General features: G+C 49.1%; 11 protein-coding genes. 1 reads left to right on the top strand and 10 read right to left on the bottom strand.

Annotation, left to right across the window (positions count from 1 at the left end; all coding sequences use genetic code 11):
- The first annotated feature begins 43 nt into the window (after window positions 1-43).
- A complete protein-coding gene (locus tag ACAN54_RS00345; protein ID WP_379150828.1) occupies window positions 44-1,081 on the top strand; it encodes an asparaginase in 1,038 nt (345 codons plus the stop codon).
- A 61-nt stretch (window positions 1,082-1,142) separates the two neighbouring features.
- Here the strand turns inward: ACAN54_RS00345 and ACAN54_RS00340 are convergent, their stop codons facing one another.
- The 10 genes from ACAN54_RS00340 to ACAN54_RS00295 all read right to left on the bottom strand — a co-directional run bounded on the left by ACAN54_RS00340 (window position 1,143) and on the right by ACAN54_RS00295 (window position 17,859).
- Window positions 1,143-2,234, bottom strand: coding sequence for a GerAB/ArcD/ProY family transporter (locus ACAN54_RS00340; RefSeq protein ID WP_379150825.1), 1,092 nt, complete (start codon window positions 2,232-2,234; stop codon window positions 1,143-1,145).
- A 30-nt stretch (window positions 2,235-2,264) separates the two neighbouring features.
- A complete protein-coding gene (locus ACAN54_RS00335) occupies window positions 2,265-3,452 on the bottom strand; it encodes a Ger(x)C family spore germination protein (RefSeq protein WP_379150822.1) in 1,188 nt (395 codons plus the stop codon).
- Between the two features lie 5 nt (window positions 3,453-3,457).
- On the bottom strand, window positions 3,458-4,966 hold the full coding sequence (locus tag ACAN54_RS00330; protein WP_379150819.1) for a spore germination protein: 1,509 nt from the start codon (window positions 4,964-4,966) through the stop codon (window positions 3,458-3,460).
- Between the two features lie 281 nt (window positions 4,967-5,247).
- A complete protein-coding gene (locus tag ACAN54_RS00325; protein ID WP_379154070.1) occupies window positions 5,248-6,954 on the bottom strand; it encodes a GMC family oxidoreductase N-terminal domain-containing protein in 1,707 nt (568 codons plus the stop codon).
- Between the two features lie 10 nt (window positions 6,955-6,964).
- A complete protein-coding gene (locus tag ACAN54_RS00320; protein ID WP_379150816.1) occupies window positions 6,965-7,624 on the bottom strand; it encodes a hypothetical protein in 660 nt (219 codons plus the stop codon).
- Window positions 7,625-7,844: 220 nt separating this feature from the next.
- A complete protein-coding gene (locus tag ACAN54_RS00315; protein WP_379150813.1) occupies window positions 7,845-9,275 on the bottom strand; it encodes an amino acid permease in 1,431 nt (476 codons plus the stop codon).
- A gap of 125 nt (window positions 9,276-9,400) precedes the next feature.
- Entirely contained in the window at window positions 9,401-14,839 is a 5,439-nt protein-coding gene (locus ACAN54_RS00310) for a diguanylate cyclase (protein ID WP_379154068.1), read from the bottom strand.
- A 13-nt stretch (window positions 14,840-14,852) separates the two neighbouring features.
- Entirely contained in the window at window positions 14,853-16,019 is a 1,167-nt protein-coding gene (locus ACAN54_RS00305) for a small-conductance mechanosensitive channel (protein WP_379150810.1), read from the bottom strand.
- 200 nt (window positions 16,020-16,219) lie between these two features.
- Complete coding sequence (locus ACAN54_RS00300; RefSeq protein WP_379150808.1) at window positions 16,220-16,702, bottom strand: heme-degrading domain-containing protein; 483 nt, start codon at window positions 16,700-16,702, stop codon at window positions 16,220-16,222.
- Between the two features lie 71 nt (window positions 16,703-16,773).
- Window positions 16,774-17,859: a winged helix DNA-binding domain-containing protein gene (locus ACAN54_RS00295; RefSeq protein WP_379150805.1), complete on the bottom strand. Its 1,086-nt coding sequence runs from the start codon at window positions 17,857-17,859 to the stop codon at window positions 16,774-16,776.
- Window positions 17,860-17,908 lie beyond the last annotated feature (49 nt).

Genomic DNA, 17,908 nt, shown 5'->3' with positions numbered 1-17,908 from the left:
TAAATATTATGTTTATACGATATGATCTGAAAGGAATCAAGCGATGATTATTCCAGCTCCGGAAGTGAATTTTACGGCTTCACCTTTTTATAATCCCATTCTCAAAAATGTGGTCATTCTCGCCACCGGCGGTACGATTGCCGGCAGTGGCGAAGCGCATAAAACGTTAAATTACGAGCCCGGTGCTCTGCCGATACAAGATTTGCTGGACAGTGTTCCCCATCTGGAACGGGTAGCGAATTGTGCGGGAGTGCAGGTCAGCAATCTGTGCAGCGCCGACATTACAAGCGATCACTGGTTGACCTTGGCAACTCTCATCAATACACTTGCACTTCGCGAAGATGTTCATGGGTTTGTCATTACACATGGTACGGATACTCTGGATGAAACCTCATATTTCCTGAATCTTGTAATCAAAACCGACAAACCGGTTATCATTACCGGCTCCATGCGTCCGGCTACAGCGATCAGTGCGGACGGCCCGCTGAATTTGTATCAGTCAGTAGCCTTGGCGGCCAACCCGGAAGCTGCCGGTCAGGGCGTCATGGTTGTTTTTGCGGAAGGGATATACAGCGGACGGGATGTGCAGAAGGTCAACACCTTTAAGGCGAATGCCTTTGATGAGCGGGATTTCGGATGTCTAGGCTACATGCGGGACAGCCAGGCTTTTTTCTATACCCGGTCGCTCAAAAAGCATACGACCGCTGCCCAGTTTGACGTATCTGCACTGGTTGGGTTGCCGGAGGTGTCCGTGGCTTACTTCCATGTGGATGCTAATCCGGGAATTCTGGATTATCTGGCTACCATCTCCAAAGGTATCGTTATTGCCGGAGCAGGCGGAGGAATCTATAGCAAACCTTGGATTGATAAGGTCGGGGAGCTTAAAAATAACAATATCCCCGTTGTCCGCTGCTCGCGGATTTCCAGCGGTATTACCTTGAAGGATTCCTATATTGACCTCTCAGCCAATTCGATCCCCTGCAACAGTCTGGTACCGCAGAAGGCCCGGATTCTGCTGTCGCTGGCGCTGACCCAAACGACGGGTTATGAGGAAATTGCCACAATGTTTAACGAATACTAAGCTGGAGGTGCCCCGCAAGCCATGGAATGGCGGCTGGGGCACCTTTTTTTACGGGACAGGACTAACCTCTTCTTTGCCGCCATTTACCGACGATCAGCAGGAGCAAAGGCAGGGCCAGCATATTTACCGGTAGCGCAAACGGTACCCAGTATCGCAGCAGATAATTCGTAGTGGACTCGGTCACGTTCTGGGGAATGAGCGCAAATGCGAACATAACCGGAGCAATGAACCAGATCAATAGCCTCCAGTTACGGACATGCAAAAATTGGGCGGTTCCATAACTGGCAACGAAAAAGTAGACTGACAATTTAATGAACACACTAGATATCCATATCACGACAGGGATAGCGTCGAAGTTATCGATAAAACCAAACAAGGATATCATTTGAGTCATTTCGAAAAAAGGATACCACATGTTCGGGGACAGGCTGACACCAATAGTGACAATGACCATAACCGAAGTGACCAACACAATAAAATTGGCAGCGAGCACCGCCCCAAAAGCAAAGGGTGCTCCCTTGCCGGGCTGCCGCAGAAATGATGCGAGCATAAGATACTCCACTGAATGTCCCAGATAAGATGCGGGAGCCAGGGAGCCTTGTATAATTCCCTTCACTTGGCTGTCAGCATATATCGGTAAAATATTCTTCAAGTGAATGTTGTTGACGTTGGCGACCAGGACCAGAACCACCATGATAAATATGATAGGTCCCAGAAACTCACTGCAACGGCCGATCCCCTCGATTCCTCCTGCAAAAGTCGCATAGACAATTAATAGCACCATCAGGAGAATGATCGCTTCTTTGGGCGTCCCTTGGAGCAGCATAATTTGTACCAGATCGGTAAATTGCCGGAGGACAATGGGAATAATCGTATACCACTGGACTAGATAGATCACCACGATTATTTTACCCATCCATGAACCAAGAATCACTTGGCTGTACTCCACTAAAGTCTGCCCCGGATATAGATGAGCGGTTTGTGTCGCCAGCAGGGCAACCAGCAAGGCAATGCAACCTGCCAATATCATGGAAATCCAGCTATCCTGTTTGGCAGCTTGCAGGCTCGGGGTAAAAGTCATAACCAGCGTCATTCCCAGATCCATACTGAAGATGAGCCAGAAGACCTGCATACCTGATATTTTCATCTTCATTGTAAGCATCCTTTTCAGTGTATTGGGCTGCTATTCTCTTAAATATGACCTTCCCTGCGTTTTTCCCATCCGTTCCATATCTACGTCAACCTTTATACTTACAGGCACATCAGGAAAGATATCGTTCCATTTATCTTTTGTTTTTTTCCAATAGTATGGATGCTCAATGTGAACTTCCTTTCCAATACCGAAAATATCTGACTTCTCCTCTTTTTGCAGATGAGATACCATGCTTTCAAATCGGGCTGCTAGTTGATCTGAAAACATTTTTTCTATTGTTTTCTTATCATCCACACTGTTAAAATCTAATCTCGAATCATTAGCTACCACTCTGACTGTCGTATGAAAAGAAACCGTGACCTCAGGAATTTCACTTTGGATGGCTGTGCTTACGTTCACACTGCTCTTTAGGGTTTGCACGCTAATGGTTCCGTTGTACTTCTCATCCTCTGGGGTTGCCTGAATGGTAAAACTCATTCTGTTGTTCTCTCCGATCCACCAGCGCAGTAGCTCCAATTCATCCTGCGGCAAAAAACCAGTAAGTTTGTTCCCCGCATAGACTGCTGCATGATCAATTGCAAATGTTTCTTTATCCCTGTCTTTATTCATTATCCGGATAGCAGCTGTTACAGGTGATATCCCTTGAGTGGAGAGGGCGTTCAGAAATCCATCCATTTTTATGGAAAAGCTGTTTTTTTCGGCTTCTATTTTACTTATTCCAAGACCCGGTATAAGCTCAAGCGGATACATCTGATTCAAAATTTCTTTGGCCGAGCTTCCGTATGCCGTTAAAACGTAACTGTTATACCGGCTCTCAGGGAACCGCGAAAACATGTCCAGAACCTGATTCACTCCTTGCTTCGCATAGTGCTCCCCGATAATGAAGACTTCCCTGTGCCCAAAATAGATGAACCGGGACATTTGTTGCTGCAGCCGGTCTATGGCTTCCAAGGAATCTTTACCTTTGGCCGATACAACAACCACTGGTTTCTGACCCCCGCCTCCAGCCTTCAGTGTACTGGGCATTCCGGATGGAAGCGCAATTTGCAAGGTGACTTCAATCTGACCATCTTCCATAAGATCTACACCGCTGGCCATTACCAAGGCGAGATCATCCATCTCTTTGCGGTCCCAGCAGCCTGTTGTCATCACAAGAATCACTAGAACAGACAGTAATCTCAACAGCTCCGAAGCTCTATATATCTCCCTAAGATTCATCCCAGTCACCGCCTAATATGCTTTTGACGTTTTCGCATTAACGTCCACGGTGCTCTTACCAGTACATCAGCTAGTCCGGACAGGTTGAGCGGTGCAATCGGAGTCATATAAGGGACTCCAAAGGAACGCAAGTTAACCAGGTGAATCAAAAGAGCGAGCAGACCAACGCCAACCCCGTATAACCCGAAGGCTGCTGCAAGCAGCATAAGAGGAAAGCGAATGATACTGATCGCTTGGCTCATTCCGGGATTGGGTATAAGAAACGAGGCGATTCCCGTTATGGAGACGACAATGATGATCGTAGCCGAGATGATACCTGCCTGAACAGCAGCCTGTCCAATGACAAGTGCTCCCACTATACTGATAGTCTGACCTACGGGCCGTGGTAGACGAATGCCTGCCTCGCGCAGTGCCTCAAAGGTGACTTCCATGATCAATGCCTCCATAATGGCCGGAAAAGGGACCACTTCGCGTGCAGCGGCTAGACTCAAGGTCAGGCTTGTCGGTATCATCTCTTGATGGAAAGTCGTAATTGCAATAAATATGGAAGGCAGTGTCATGGCCAAAAAAGCAAACAAATATCGTAGCCAGCGCAGCGTCGTAGCGAATATAAATTTCATGTAGTAGTCTTCTGCCGTCTGAAATCCAAACCAGAAGGTGATGGGCAGGACCAGCACCATGGGCGATCCGTCTGTAATAACTGCCACCTTGCCCTCAATTAGTGAACCTGACACCAGGTCCGGACGTTGGGTTGCCTGAATAACGGGAAATGGGGAATACGTATGATCGCTGATCAATTCTTCAATATATCCAGACTCCAGCACACTATCCATGTCAATCTTTGATATCCTTCTTTTTACTTCATCAACCACACTCTGTTTTGCGATGTTCTCCAGGTAAACAATCATAATATCCGTCTGGGATATACTCCCGGCCTTAAACTTTTCTGTCTTGAGACGGGGAGTATGGAGCCGATGACGAATGAGTGCCAGGTTAATATCCATTTTCTCGATAAATCCATATCTTGGCCCCCGGATGACCGCCTCTGTTGACGGTTCCTCCAGAGGTCTGTTCAGTTTATCCTTCAGTTCAAAAGAAAAAGCCTGAGAGGTATTTTCGATGAACAAAACAGTTTCACCTCTGACAATACGCTGAACAGCCTCATTGACCGTTAAGATCACAGTGGGCTGGACGATGGATGAAAATTTGAATTTGAGTTGCTCATAGAGCTGGGAGGGATCATCCAGCGGTACAGCCTCTTTCTGCATTAAAGGTGTGAGAAAACCGTCATCCCACAACTGTTTGTCCACTAAAACTTTGAGAAACACCACCATACCGGGCTGGGATCCGAAAATTTGAAGCCTGCGCACAACAAGATCGTAACATTTGGAAAACTGCTGATTCATTGCTGCTTCGTTGTCATCCAGTGTCCCTGAGATCATCAAGTCCACTGGAGGTTCGGATTCTCTCAGCTTTTTGCCGAAAGGATTGTTCACTTTGGAATTGCTTTTCATAAACGATCCCCCTTTCAGCCTAATTTCCCCCATCCATTATTGGATTATTCAGATTATGATCCCATGTATTGGAACAGACAAACAGGACTATCTCATGAGATAGCCCCGGTACAATCGTTGAGGTATATTTTCCCGTCCTCCGTACATACTTCTTCCATAACTAACCTGTACAATACGGAAAGGAAGTGAAGAGGAATGAAAGTATTCGGTAAGACTCTTGCTTTTCTGTTAATCGTCGCATTATCCGGTGCCGTCCTATATTACGCCACCGCAATGGGTGGTTAGCTGAAATACTTAGTAACAATCTTCTCTGCCGTCCGGGTAGCCAGCGCTTGTGTCGTAAGAGTGGGGTTGGGGCCGCCGATCCCATTGAAATGAACACTGTTGTCGGCGATGAACAGGCGTTTGACTTGAAAAGCTTCGCAGTTCGAATCCGTAACATATCCCATACGCATTGTACTCTCCAGATGGAGCATGAAGCCGAAGGGGGTATCGGACCGGATAACTCTGCTTGCCCCTGCGTGGCGCAACGTCTCCGAAGCATATCTGGCTAGTTGATCGCGTCTCTTAAGCGTCTTGACGCTAGGGGTATAATGAATGACCGGTATGGGACCGTTCTCGTCTTTCAGAAACGGGTCTACCTCCACCCTGTTGCGGTAGAGCGTTTCATCATCGGTCAACAGCAGCATGGTCATGGTCCGGCTATAGTTCATCATCAGCTCTTTCAGCTGAGGACCGACCATCCGGCCGCGCATATCCCATGGTTCTCCCGGCTCCGGCGGGTTCAGGGCATCATATCCGGCTTCACTGAAACCATAGGTCAGGAATGACATCAACCCGGGGCTTAAGCACGATACCTGGAATATCCCTGTCCCCGGAATATCGACCCTTGCTCCCGAAGTATGGCCGATGTACGGATAGACCGCCGGTTGACCCATAATGCGCATAAGGTCCTTTTCCTCAAAGACCCCGCCAACCCAGTCAAAGCAGTGATTGGTTAAGCCTCTCCCCACCCATTCGTTTTTCGGCAGATCCGAATTCAACCAAAGACGCGGAGTTTCAATACAGCCTGCAGCCATGATCACGGTTCTGGCTGTAAGCTCTCCGGTTTCTCCTGTCCATGTATCCCGAAACTGTACACCAGTCGCTCGAATTCCTTCCTTGGGATCATGAGAAGTCAGAATTCGGACTACAAAGGAATTAGGACGGACCGCAACATTTCCGGTCTTAAGCGCGAGTGGAATGTAGCTGACTAAGGTGCTTCGTTTGGCGATTTTATCCACGGTGGGTCCAGCTGAGCAGCCATTGACACAATTTCCCTTCAAGGTACATCCTTCCATGTTGGACAATTGTTCAAGGGAGTACGCGGGGTCCATCAGATGCTCATTCGTGGGTAGAATGGCATTCGGATTGGGACGGTAGCCCGGAGTGGTTACATTAAGCGTTGGATTCAGCTGCCAGCCTGCCTTTTTGGCTCCATAGTAGAACAGCTCCTCCTTGGGCGTGGTAGGCGCGAACTGAACAGGCAATGTGGCCTCGGCTTTCTCGTAATAAGGCATCAGCTCCCGGTAACTGATCGGCCAGATGTCATCGACTGCTACAGGAAAAGCGCGCGGTGACTGGCCCCAGTAATGTTGAGTCGTTCCACCTACACCTGCTAATTGCCAGATATCCCCCTTCTGGCGCATAATTCGGTGCCACGGCGTTCGGCGCCGGTCGGCTGGCCCAAAACGGAACGTGCCTGACACCACATCATTCATATTGTTCTCATATGCATTGAAGATTCTTTTATAGATCCCTATATCCAGATCCTTATACTCCGAACTCCATTCACCGCCATGTTCCCTGTTCGGATTCTCCCAACGCTTGTTTCCGTACCAGGGACCCGCTTCCAGCACCAGTACCTTGAGACCCGCTTCTCCAAGTTCCTTGGCCGCAACGGCACCTCCACCGCCTGACCCGATCACAATAACGTCCGCATCGAACATAGTATCTGCACTATTCAATGGTGGATTCCCCCCCTTGGCGCTCAATGGTCAACATGTAGCCAAGAAGCGCCCGGTAGCCTGGAACCACTCCCGGATACTCCACCTGCTTCCAGGATTCAGGGAAAAATTCCAGTCTTCGTTCAGTTGGCGTCCTAAGCCGGGTCGTCCCGTATGCTGACCACTCAGAATAGTTGCCAAACATGGTTTGGCGGTTAAGAAAGTCAATCATATAACGGGTAAACCCCAGGTCGTTCCGGTAAGGAGGTGGCAGAATGCCGGGATCGATATTTCCTTGCTCCAGCATAGCGAGAACCCGAATCCGGTCAGCCTGGGATAAGGCACTGAATGGCCCGCTCTCCCAGAGCAGGTGATTCGGAGCATACTGCAGCTGTCCCGAGGCGGCGAGATAGGCAGCCCCGGCATTAAGCAAGCCTGAGGTGGAACAGGACAATGGAATGTCCGTCAATCCAAATCCCAAAACAAGGGAAAGGCTGTGATCCAGCTCCCAGATCATATACTCGTGGATACATAAATCGGCAGCCCCTGCAGAAAGCACTGGTGAATATGTTGCGGAGATCAGTGAATCAGGAATGATTGCTTCAACAAGAGCTTTAAATGTTGCAAGGATATGGGAATCGACTGTTGCAGTATAGATTGCAGACGGATGCATACTAATTCCCCCTTTAGTAACAGGTCAGGTCATTCAAATGAAAACTGCATCACCTATATCTATTCATCAGGGGGAGCTTTCAGACTCGCTTAATCAGCACTGAAGCCACAGCAAAAAGAGACCCCAAAAGCTGAACGCCAGCTTTTGCGAATCCCCTTCACTTTCATGATCCGACTATTTTGTAACAGTTTCACTTACACTTCCGGTGTTGAATTGAACTCTATTCCCGCCCTTGCCTCCCTTCCAGCTCTTCTGCCGCCTCCATCTGTGCCCTTACCCCAAGCATCTGAAATGGCTGTCTTCGCAATCTTCCGGATTCCCTGGCCTTCCGCTTCACCCCCAGCACATACACCCCGGAAAATAACACAACGAACATTACTCCCGCCGCGAGTCCCCCGCCCTGTCCGGGAACCAGCGGCATGCTTGCGAGAATCGCAACCAGGCTTAAGATTGCAATCCATGAAGTGTAGGGATAGCCGCGCAACCCATGTTGCCCCGTTAGCGGGCTGCCATGACGTCTGCGCAACCGATAATGACTGGCCATAATAATTACGTAGGAGAACAGCAGCGAGAAGCCCCCGGAGCTGACCAAAAAAAGATAGACCCCTTGCGGCAGCAGCATTCCCATCCAGAGACCTGCCAGCATCGCAGTCCCGGAGATAAGGATGCCCCGGAAGGGGATATCCGTGTGGTCCCGCATCCATATTGGGGTATGCCCCTCCTCAGCCAATGAACGGAGCATCCGGCCCAGGCCAAATACCGAAGCCAGCATTGTAGACAAAATTGCGGATACCAGCACAACATTCATCACAGTTCCGGTCCATCCCAATCCATACAGGCTTAGGGCAGATACAAAGGGACTAATCTGTTCAGACACGTCTGCTGTGGGCAAGAGCAGAAATAATGCAATCATTGCTGCCAGATATAATCCGACCAGGAGCATGATGGTATACCGGATCGCCCGCGGAATAGTTACTTCCGGATCGCCCGTCTCTGATGCCGCCAGTCCGAGCACCTCAAAACCGGCATAGGTGAACATAACCATAAGCATGCTTCCCGCGATTCCGGCAATCCCCCCGGGCATGAAGCTCTGTCCGCGCACAACACCAAGACCTGCCCCATCAGCACCTCTTGTACCGATTCCCGCTACCAGAGCCACGGCAATCAGTACAAAAGCGGCAATCGCTAGCAGCTTAAATGCGGCGAGTCCGCTCTCCAGCTTGCTCAGCCGTTCTGCACCCAATAGGTTAAGCAGTGTTACCCCCACAATAATCCCCGATCCAAGGAAGGCAATCGGCAGTGCGGGAAACCAGCCCCGCAGCAGGATGGACACCGCTGTGGCTTCACTGGACATCGCAAGCACAAGGCCTGTCCAATAGACCCAGCCTACCGTGAAGCCTGCACCGCGGCCAAATGCCTGCTCTGTATAGGTTCGGAAGGAACCCGTTGCCGGATAGGCTACTGTCATCTCCGACAATGCGGACAAAATGAAATAGACGAGAATCCCACCGATCACATAAGACAACAGTACAGACGGTCCTGCCGCACGGATGGCCACTGATGATCCCAGAAAAAAAGAGCCGCCAACCACCGTTCCCAGTGCAAGCATTGTCAGTCCCCACACCGTTAATCCTTTTTTATCCTGCCCCATACTGCAGCCTCCCCGGTTTTTTAAGAGAAGTATCTGCAACATGCTGGAGATTTACCCATGGAAAATAAAAAGGGCCGTGCCGGTTACGGTTACCCCGTTTCCGGTACGGCTATAGCTGATGCAACTTATGCGGCTCCCTCTGGTTCCTCAAACAGAGTTACGCAGTTTCTGCCATTGGCTTTGGATTGATACAGCGCATCATCACTAAGCTTGTAGAGATCCCCTTCGCGAACTTGGTCCACATGGATCGTGGCCACTCCAATGGAGACGGTTATGATTCCATATTCTGCACTCAGCGCATGCTCGATGCCCAGATCAGCTATGCTTCTTCTGATATTCTCCGCATAATCCTGTGATTGCCGCGGAGTGTAGCCGCTGACAAGGATACCGAACTCTTCTCCGCCCAGACGGAACGCGAATCCATTCGAACGTACCGACAGCTCTTGCAGCAAGCTTCCTACTCTACGTAATACTTTATCACCTTCATAATGCCCATAGGTGTCATTATATTTCTTGAAATAATCAATATCGAGCATCATGTAAGTCAGATATTGCTGCTTCGCTGCAGCTTCTTCCACTTCAACTACCAGCAGCTTGTTGAAATATCTGCGGTTATACAAGCCTGTCAGCTCATCAGTGATAGATATCTTTTCAATCAGCTGAATGTACTTATTCAACTCTTCATTATTCAGCTCCAGCTCCTTGGTGCGCTCAGCTACCAGATCCTCCAGGTGCTCTTTATGCTTCAGGAGCTCTTGCTCTGCCTTTTTCCGTTCGGTGATATCCTTGACGGTCCCCTGAATAGCGGGCCTGTTCTTGTAGTTGATCCGTGTGACCTTGTGGATCACAATCACCTCACGGATCTGATCTTTGTGGATTAATTTGGTTTCATATTCAAAAGGGGCCTGCTTCCCCTCCACCCTTCTTGCATAATAATGCATTACCTTCTCCCGTTCTGGAAGACTTACAAATTTCACAAAAGGCTGGCCCACCATTTCTTCCGCCACATAACCAAGCATTTGCGCCAAAGCCTCATTGACGTATTTGCATATTTCGTCTTGGGTAATAAAGACTCCGTCCTGCAAATTGTTAACCAGTTCCCGGTACTTTTCCTCTGAGCGCTCAAGCTCGGAATACAGAGTGGCATTTTCCAGCGAAAAGACCATTTCCCGTGACAGCAAATTAATAATCTTCATTCGTTGCTCGGTGAATACACCCGTCATCAGGCTGTTTTCCAAATAAATCACTGCTATGGTCTTGTTCTGATTGATCAGCGGCATGCAGACCATCGATTTAGGCCTACATTTGACAATATAAGGATCATTTACAAATGGTGTTTCGGAGAATGCATCATTATAGATTACACTTTCGCGGCTCTCGACCACCTGATTCAGGATAGTGTACGGCAGTTCATTATATTTGGTCCGATCATGTACAGCAACAGTAATCCTGTCTTCAGCCGGCCGGTACTCCCCTTCGACGAGCAGGTTCGTTGCGGAGGACATCACAATGCAGCCTCTTTGCGCGCCGGCATTCTTAATGACGATTTGCATCAGGGCTTCCAGCAGATTGTTCAGCTCAATTTCCTTGGAGATCGCCTGTGAAGCCAGAATCATGGAGTTCAGATCCAGGCTTTCCGTGTAATCCGATACCATATGGTTATACATGAGTTCTTTGGTATGAATTCGTGTAATCATCTCAGGGTACCGTTCTCCCAGAAAAGCGATTTTCCCTTTCGCACCCCAGACCGAATAATAATACTCTGCCTGCCTCAGCAGGTAACCCGCGAATTCTTTGAAATCCTTGCGGTTATAAAAACGGGCAGCCAGCTCATTGCATAGCGCCTTGTAACGTACAAATCCCCCCCGCTCACTGGCCTCGATGGCCTGATCATAATACTGACCCGCTTCATCGTCACGTCCAGCAATTCTGGCCCATTCGGCCTTCATCAGCAGCTCATGCTGACGGAAGGTTTCTGGCGCATGTTTGGCCCACTTGAGTACCCGGCGGTACTCCTTGCGCATTCTCGCTTTGGCCTGCCTCTTCCGGTTTGCCCCCAGATCTTGATAGGCATAGGCCAAATTCAAGAAGGTGTAGAGTGCGAACTCTTCCATAAAAGCTGAACCGGCAAGCGTACCGATGATCGGGTAAGCTTTGTCGATATAGGCCAGAGATTCGCTATAGTTCTCATAGGTGAACAGCAGTTTTATTTTATAAATATAGTAGATTGCGATTCCGGAATAATATTTGGCGGCCTCCAGCTCCTCCAGATAGGCTGCTTCACTAAAGTCAGAGCTGTCCAAAGATAACCGGTCCTTCAGCTCCCCCGACAGATTCAGCAGATATTGCCGGGACAGTTGTGCGGTGGCTAAGGCTTCTTTGTATTTCGTGTTCTCAATCATGGCAATCATTCTGCTGCTCTCCTGCAGATTCGCGGAAATATCCATTCCCGGATTCCAGAGATTCACGTAGAAGCAGGAATGGGCCAGATAGAGTAAATCTCCTGTCCGGAGACTCGCCTCAATAGAGGTTGTGTACCACTCATGCAGTGTATCCCAAGGTTCGGTCCAGGTATGACAGAACAGCGTATATAGAACATGCGCCGCTCCTTTCCACTGCAGATCGCCAAACTTATCATTGATTCGGATGCCCAGACGACCATAGTCAAAAGCTCCCTTAGAATCTCCGAACCCGGACAGCAGCATGGCATAGCCGATGAACGCGAGCGCGGACTCTGGGGCATTTCCATGCTTCAGGGTAAGACCCACCTTTTTCAGAACAACCAGTCCGAATAGTGAGGTCTCACCGGAAATAAAAGCGGGAGGAATAAAGTTGATCAATAGCCGCATTACCAGCTTCATTTCCGGATCTTTCATCTCTGCAGCTTCAAAAATATGATCGGCCGTTTTTCCCCGCAGCGCAGCTTTGATCTTCACAAGTTCAATAAGAACCGATGCCATGCCTACCCGGGCAGGGATATGAATGCCAAGCGCAGATAAACCTAGCCTCCCTGAAGCGATAGACTCTTTCATCATTCCCAAATACATGTAATGGTTGGCCTGCATTTCATAGATATGGGCGAGCGCTATTTTGTCTCCGGTATGATTGATCAGAACGGCACCTGCTGAATCGGCGGCTTCTACCTGATGAGTAAGATATCCACATTCCGTATATAGCCGGTAAATCTCTGAAGTCTGTGTCTCGTCCTCTTCCCAAGATGTCTCTCCCAGCAGCCGGATATTGGCTTCCAGCAACCGGAACGCCGAGTCATAGCCGAAGGCTGCCTTGGCCTTGCGCGCAGCTCTTAGATTAATCCTGATCACTTCATCGATTTCCGCCTTGCCGGACAATCTGTCCAGTCCCTTGTTCAGATGTGCGGCAATATCTACGATAATCGCCTCAATCTCCTCAGAACCCAGGCGCTTAAGCAGCAAGCGGCCAATGGCCAGATGCAGTGCAGCGCTTTCCCCGCCGTCAAGCATCTGGTAGAACGCCTGCTGAATCCGGTCATGCGCAAATTTGAACCGGATGTCCAGACGCTGCAACACCTCTTCCTCCGGTGCTGAGAGAAAGCTGGTCATCCGGGCATACCGGTAGTCGTCGGGTAAGATGTACTCCTTCTCCACTGCTGTAGCTATGGCATGAGCAATAACCTCAAGCGGTTCATCCGCAATCAGAGCCAATATTCCAAAATCGAATACATTCCCCACCACGGCGCTAAGCATCAGAATTCTCCGCACCTTCTCCGGTAGCTCCTGCTGCTTCAGCATCAGAAAATCGACGACATTTTCGTTGACTGGCAAGCTCATAATCCGTTGAAGCTGCCAGGTCCATAATCCTTCCGACTCGTCAAAATACAAATACCCGTTCCTGTACAGATCCTTCAAAATCTCATAGACAAAAAAGACATTTCCTTTGGTCCGCTTATATATCACTTCCGTAAGTTCCGCCGCCCGGGTCACTGTAGTGAATAGAGTATCAGCAATCAGACTGCCTACCTGTGATGCTGATAGGGAGTTAAGAATAATTGTCCCAACCTCATGGGTATTCGCTAGATTGGATATCATACCAAACAACGGATGTCCCTCATGTATTTCATTCTGCCGGTAAGAGCAGACAATGAGGACCTTCTGCAACTGATGACCCATCAGCTTCTCAACAAGCTGCAGACTGGAATAATCCGCCCATTGCACATCATCCAGAAACAGCACTAAGGGTTTCTCGTTATGGGTAATTCCTTCGATGAACCTGGCAAAGGTAAGGTAGAAGCGGTTGGTTTCTTCTGCCGGATTCAACGTCTCCATCTCCTGCTGGATACCAATCCAGGCATCGAGCTCAGGGAGCAGACCGGCAATTTGATGACCATTTCCGTCCAGAGCTTCCGTTAAGGTCCGCTTGATATCAGCCTTGTAATCCTCATCGTGACTGTCCATCAATTGGCTGAGCAACCGCCGAAAAGCCTGAGTAATGGCGCTATAGGGGATGTTCTGGTTATACTGGTCGAACTTCCCTTCAGCAAAAAGCCCCTTCTCCTCGCTTATGTACTTGTGCAGTTCATGCACCAGCGCTGTCTTGCCCACCCCGGCATCACCGGTAATCAGCATCAGCTGTGTACTGCCACTGACACTTCTGCGGAACGACTCCACCAGGGATTCGAGCTCTTGCTCGCGTCCATATAACTTTTGAGGAATCCGAAAGATATTCAGCCGGTCTTCTGCACCGATTACAAAGTTATCCTGCCCAGCCAAACATTTATTTAAGTCCGCTTTTATCCCATATGCGCTGCGGTACCGGTCCTCTGATGACTTCTCCATTAACTTCATAATCACTGCTGAGAGACTGCTTGAGACCTTTCCTCCGGTTGCTTTGTAAGGAGGAACGGCTTCCTTCGCAATAATCGAATAGATTTGCTCCAACATTTCCCCGGCATCATAAGGCTTTTTCCCGGTCATCATCTCGTACAGGACTACGCCCAGGGAATAATAATCGCTGCGATAATCAATATTGCGGTTCATTCTGCCCGTCTGCTCCGGTGATATATACAGCAGGCTGCCTTCCAGTACACCATTGTTCTGAAAATCCCGCTGCTCCCTCGACAGCTTCACTGCAAGATCGAAATCTATGATTTGTACAAGATTCTGATCCCTGTTCCAAATGATATTGGAAGGCTTGATATCCTTATGAATAACATTCTGTTCATGAATGCTCCCCAGAATATCCACGATACGGACCGCCAGCTGTAAAAGTGACTCGGGCTCCGGATGATCCTCCGCCATAATCCGCTTGAGCGAACGTCCGTGAATATCCTCCAGCACCATAATGTAAGAATTATTCTGCTCCTCCAGCCTGTAAGGCTTGATGACACCTGTTGTGTGATCACTCAGCTCCTTCAGCAGCTTGTACTCCTGCTTGAACCTCATCACCGCTTCCGTACCGGCATATTCCGGCTTTAGCACCTTCAGGATTACCGGTTCACCGGTTACGGAGTCGATGGCCCGGTATACGGATTTTATATATTGATCGGAAATCGTCTCCAGTATCTTATATTGGTCAAACACAACCATGCCCACTCCACCTTTAGCTCTGTTCTCCCGTCACTTCAATATCCGCATCAAATTTAAAAATATAGGCAGCAATCAGCCAGATAATCCAGCAGTTCAGCCCAAAAAACAGATAACCGAAATACCCCAGGACAGGCATCTCGGAGAAAATATGAAATTTATCCAAGTAAGGTACAGAGTACTTCCAATAGTTAGGATTGGTTGGCAGAGAATCATGGAACCACTCACTGCCGAAATTCCAGAATTCCCAAAAGAATCCGTTAAACAGCGTGGCAAGCCCGATCAGTATGACACTGGACCAGTCCCCGTTCTTGGCCGGAGTAAATGGCGTCCAGAATCCTACAAGCGCCATAGCCGCTGAGAGCATCGGTACAAGTGCCACCCACAGCACCCAAAACAGCAAATACGGATAATACCCCATTCCAAAAGCGAGGATCAGTCCCAATCCATAGTAGAGGATCAGAAAAGTCGGGGAGACCTTGAATTTCGGACCATGACTATAGCGGTTCCTGAACGCGCTGAAAGTCTTAAGCAGCAGATACCATTCAAAGATTGCCGGAAGCACAGTTGTATACGACAGCGAGAACCAAAACACATTGCCAAAGTTCGAGAACACCTTACCATTCGGATAATACCAGTTCTCAAGCACGAAAAAATTAAGATATTCAAAAGCAAACCAGCTAAAGCAGGACACTACAGCCAGAAGCTGCATCACATGGGGCTTCCGCGAAATGATGGATGCGCCTTTATTTCTTTTATACACCAATCCGTCCAGAATTAATATGAACGACCACCATAAGGGTACAAAAGTATAGGATTCGAGTGAAACAAACAGTTTGACCCGGGCCCACATCAGGAACCAGCTGACAGCAAGCACAGGCAGACTCCACCAGAACCAGACAGGAAAAGGAGTGGACCCGTTCTTCGGTACAGGTGTATCCTGGACCTTTTTGAAGCCACACCAATAGGGGAAGACCAGAACCAGTGTGATCATCAGGGCAACAATGCAAGCCAGTGAAAAGTACAGCAGGCTGAAGCCAGGGTCCGCCTCTACCTTTTGAGCAGGAAAATCGCCATATCCCGGCGGCATCCCCTTCCACTTGGCTATACTTCCCAGAAATGGAAGCAGGAAGATCAGAGCAAACGTCAGGATCAGGAAGACAGTCTTATTTTTTTTAATCATGGCGGAATCCCCTCTTATAAATAAAAAGTCGAATTTTGTTGACAAACAAAACTATTCGATATTCACCCAGATTATTCCTGCCTGGTTTATTGCCATTCCCGCCATTTTCATACGAACTTGGAAAACAGATGTAAAAGGCGTTCACGCGGCCAAGGATTATGGCTGTGAACGCCCATTTGATATACATATACTGTGGTTTCTTACTCCGCCTTGAGGAAGTGCTCAAGCACGCTAACAATCATCTCATGGTCTTCCTCCCCCGATAATCCAGAGACTGAAATGCTACCTACCGGGCCTGCATTCCTGATAAAGATAGGGAAACACCCGCCTTCGGCGGCATACTCCATCGGATCTACAAAGGCATTGTCCTGAATCGTTGTGTTCCATGATTTATACAGTACATGCATATAGTAAGAACAATGGCCGAAATGATTGACTGTATTTATCTTGCGGGCAATCCAGCGGTCGTTGTTCGGGCCGGTATCATCCATTTTGGCGTGGAACAGGACTATGCCATTCTTGCGGATATCCACCACGATCTGCTTATTCAACTCCACAGCTCTCTCTACAATGGCGTTGCCCAGCCGGATGGCTGTCTGATTCGAAAATGTACTGAACTGCAAATCCCGTTCCTGCTGCAAAAGCTTATCCAATAATAAGGTATAATCCTCCAATGTTGACACTTCCTCTTCGTAGAGTTTCCTGTTTCAATTCTTATTCACCCAGCAGGCTCATCCGCATCCATCTGTACAGGCTAATCTTCAAATGCTGTCTTTAACACAGGGAGTCCTAAAAAGCCTGCATACCGCTCAGCGGCTTGCATAATTTTCGCTTCCCATTTCTTCTCCAGAGTCTTGAAGGTTCTGAACCTCAGATCAACGCCTTTAGTCTTGACGGTTCGTTTCCAGGTGCCGATAATCTGCCCGCCTGCGGCAATCGTTGGCAGAAACACACCATTATTACCCGGCACGATGAGCGGGGCTGTCTCTGGTTCAAGTACAGCGCTACGGTCACTATACCCGAGAACATATTCATCGAAACCGGGAAGCAAATGAACCTCAGAGAGGGTTGGTGTCTGTCCTGCAGTTGAAGACGGACTCCAATACTCAGTACCTGTGAGGACATTGGTCTCAAATTTGCTCTTGACCGTATCCAGTCCTGCTCTGGCCTCCTTTAGCGACAACCCTGCCCACCATGCAAAATCTTGTACGGTAGCCGGTCCGTGGGCTGTAAAATAGCGCAAGGCCAGCTCGGAGAGGGATTCCTCGTAAGACAGCTCCCGGGAATGCTCCACCCACCGGTCGAGCAGTACAAAGGTTTGCTGTTTCCCGCTGCGCGGCCCAAAGCAGATTAGTCCAGTGTACGCGCTGTGCCACAAGATATGATAACCGCGCTGTCCTCCAGTATGGATGCCCCCGGCCTCAAGCAGCGCAAGCAGGTCAGGCCGCCGTGCACTCTCGCCGTTCTTGAGTGCGTTATAGATGATCTTCCTGGCGCGTTCGAGGGACTTCTCATCCAGCTCCAGCTGCTCCATTCTTCGAACAGCCTGTCTTAGCAGACGCGGAGCGCATAGCTGCAGCATCCATTTCACATCCTCTGGCGGTACGAAATGAATCGTTCCCCGCAGCGTCCAGGTTAGCGCAATCTTCCGCTCCGCTACTGCCTGTTCTACCTGGACCAGCGTGGCTGAAGGCGTTCGCAGGCCGATCGCCCACACGGCCTGCAGATAATCCTGGGCCTGTAAAGCCCCTAATCTTCGGACAACCTCCTCCGGCTCCATTGAGGCAGAGCTGTGAATGAACTGATTAGCCAGTCTTCGGACTGCGATGTCTGTATTCACGATATCCAGCCTCCTTATGCCTCAGGTCACAATGATACGGGTGAATCTA

Source organism: Paenibacillus diazotrophicus, assembly GCF_042610465.1.
This window is presented reverse-complemented; position numbering and strand designations above follow the sequence as displayed.

Coding starts and splice junctions, on each gene's coding strand:
- ACAN54_RS00345 (WP_379150828.1), top strand. CDS start 44: ATGATTATTCCAGCTCCGGAAGTGAATTTTACGGCTTCACCTTTTTAT.
- ACAN54_RS00340 (WP_379150825.1), bottom strand. CDS start 2,234: ATGAAGATGAAAATATCAGGTATGCAGGTCTTCTGGCTCATCTTCAGT.
- ACAN54_RS00335 (WP_379150822.1), bottom strand. CDS start 3,452: ATGAATCTTAGGGAGATATATAGAGCTTCGGAGCTGTTGAGATTACTG.
- ACAN54_RS00330 (WP_379150819.1), bottom strand. CDS start 4,966: ATGAAAAGCAATTCCAAAGTGAACAATCCTTTCGGCAAAAAGCTGAGA.
- ACAN54_RS00325 (WP_379154070.1), bottom strand. CDS start 6,954: ATGTTCGATGCGGACGTTATTGTGATCGGGTCAGGCGGTGGAGGTGCC.
- ACAN54_RS00320 (WP_379150816.1), bottom strand. CDS start 7,624: ATGCATCCGTCTGCAATCTATACTGCAACAGTCGATTCCCATATCCTT.
- ACAN54_RS00315 (WP_379150813.1), bottom strand. CDS start 9,275: ATGGGGCAGGATAAAAAAGGATTAACGGTGTGGGGACTGACAATGCTT.
- ACAN54_RS00310 (WP_379154068.1), bottom strand. CDS start 14,839: ATGGTTGTGTTTGACCAATATAAGATACTGGAGACGATTTCCGATCAA.
- ACAN54_RS00305 (WP_379150810.1), bottom strand. CDS start 16,019: ATGATTAAAAAAAATAAGACTGTCTTCCTGATCCTGACGTTTGCTCTG.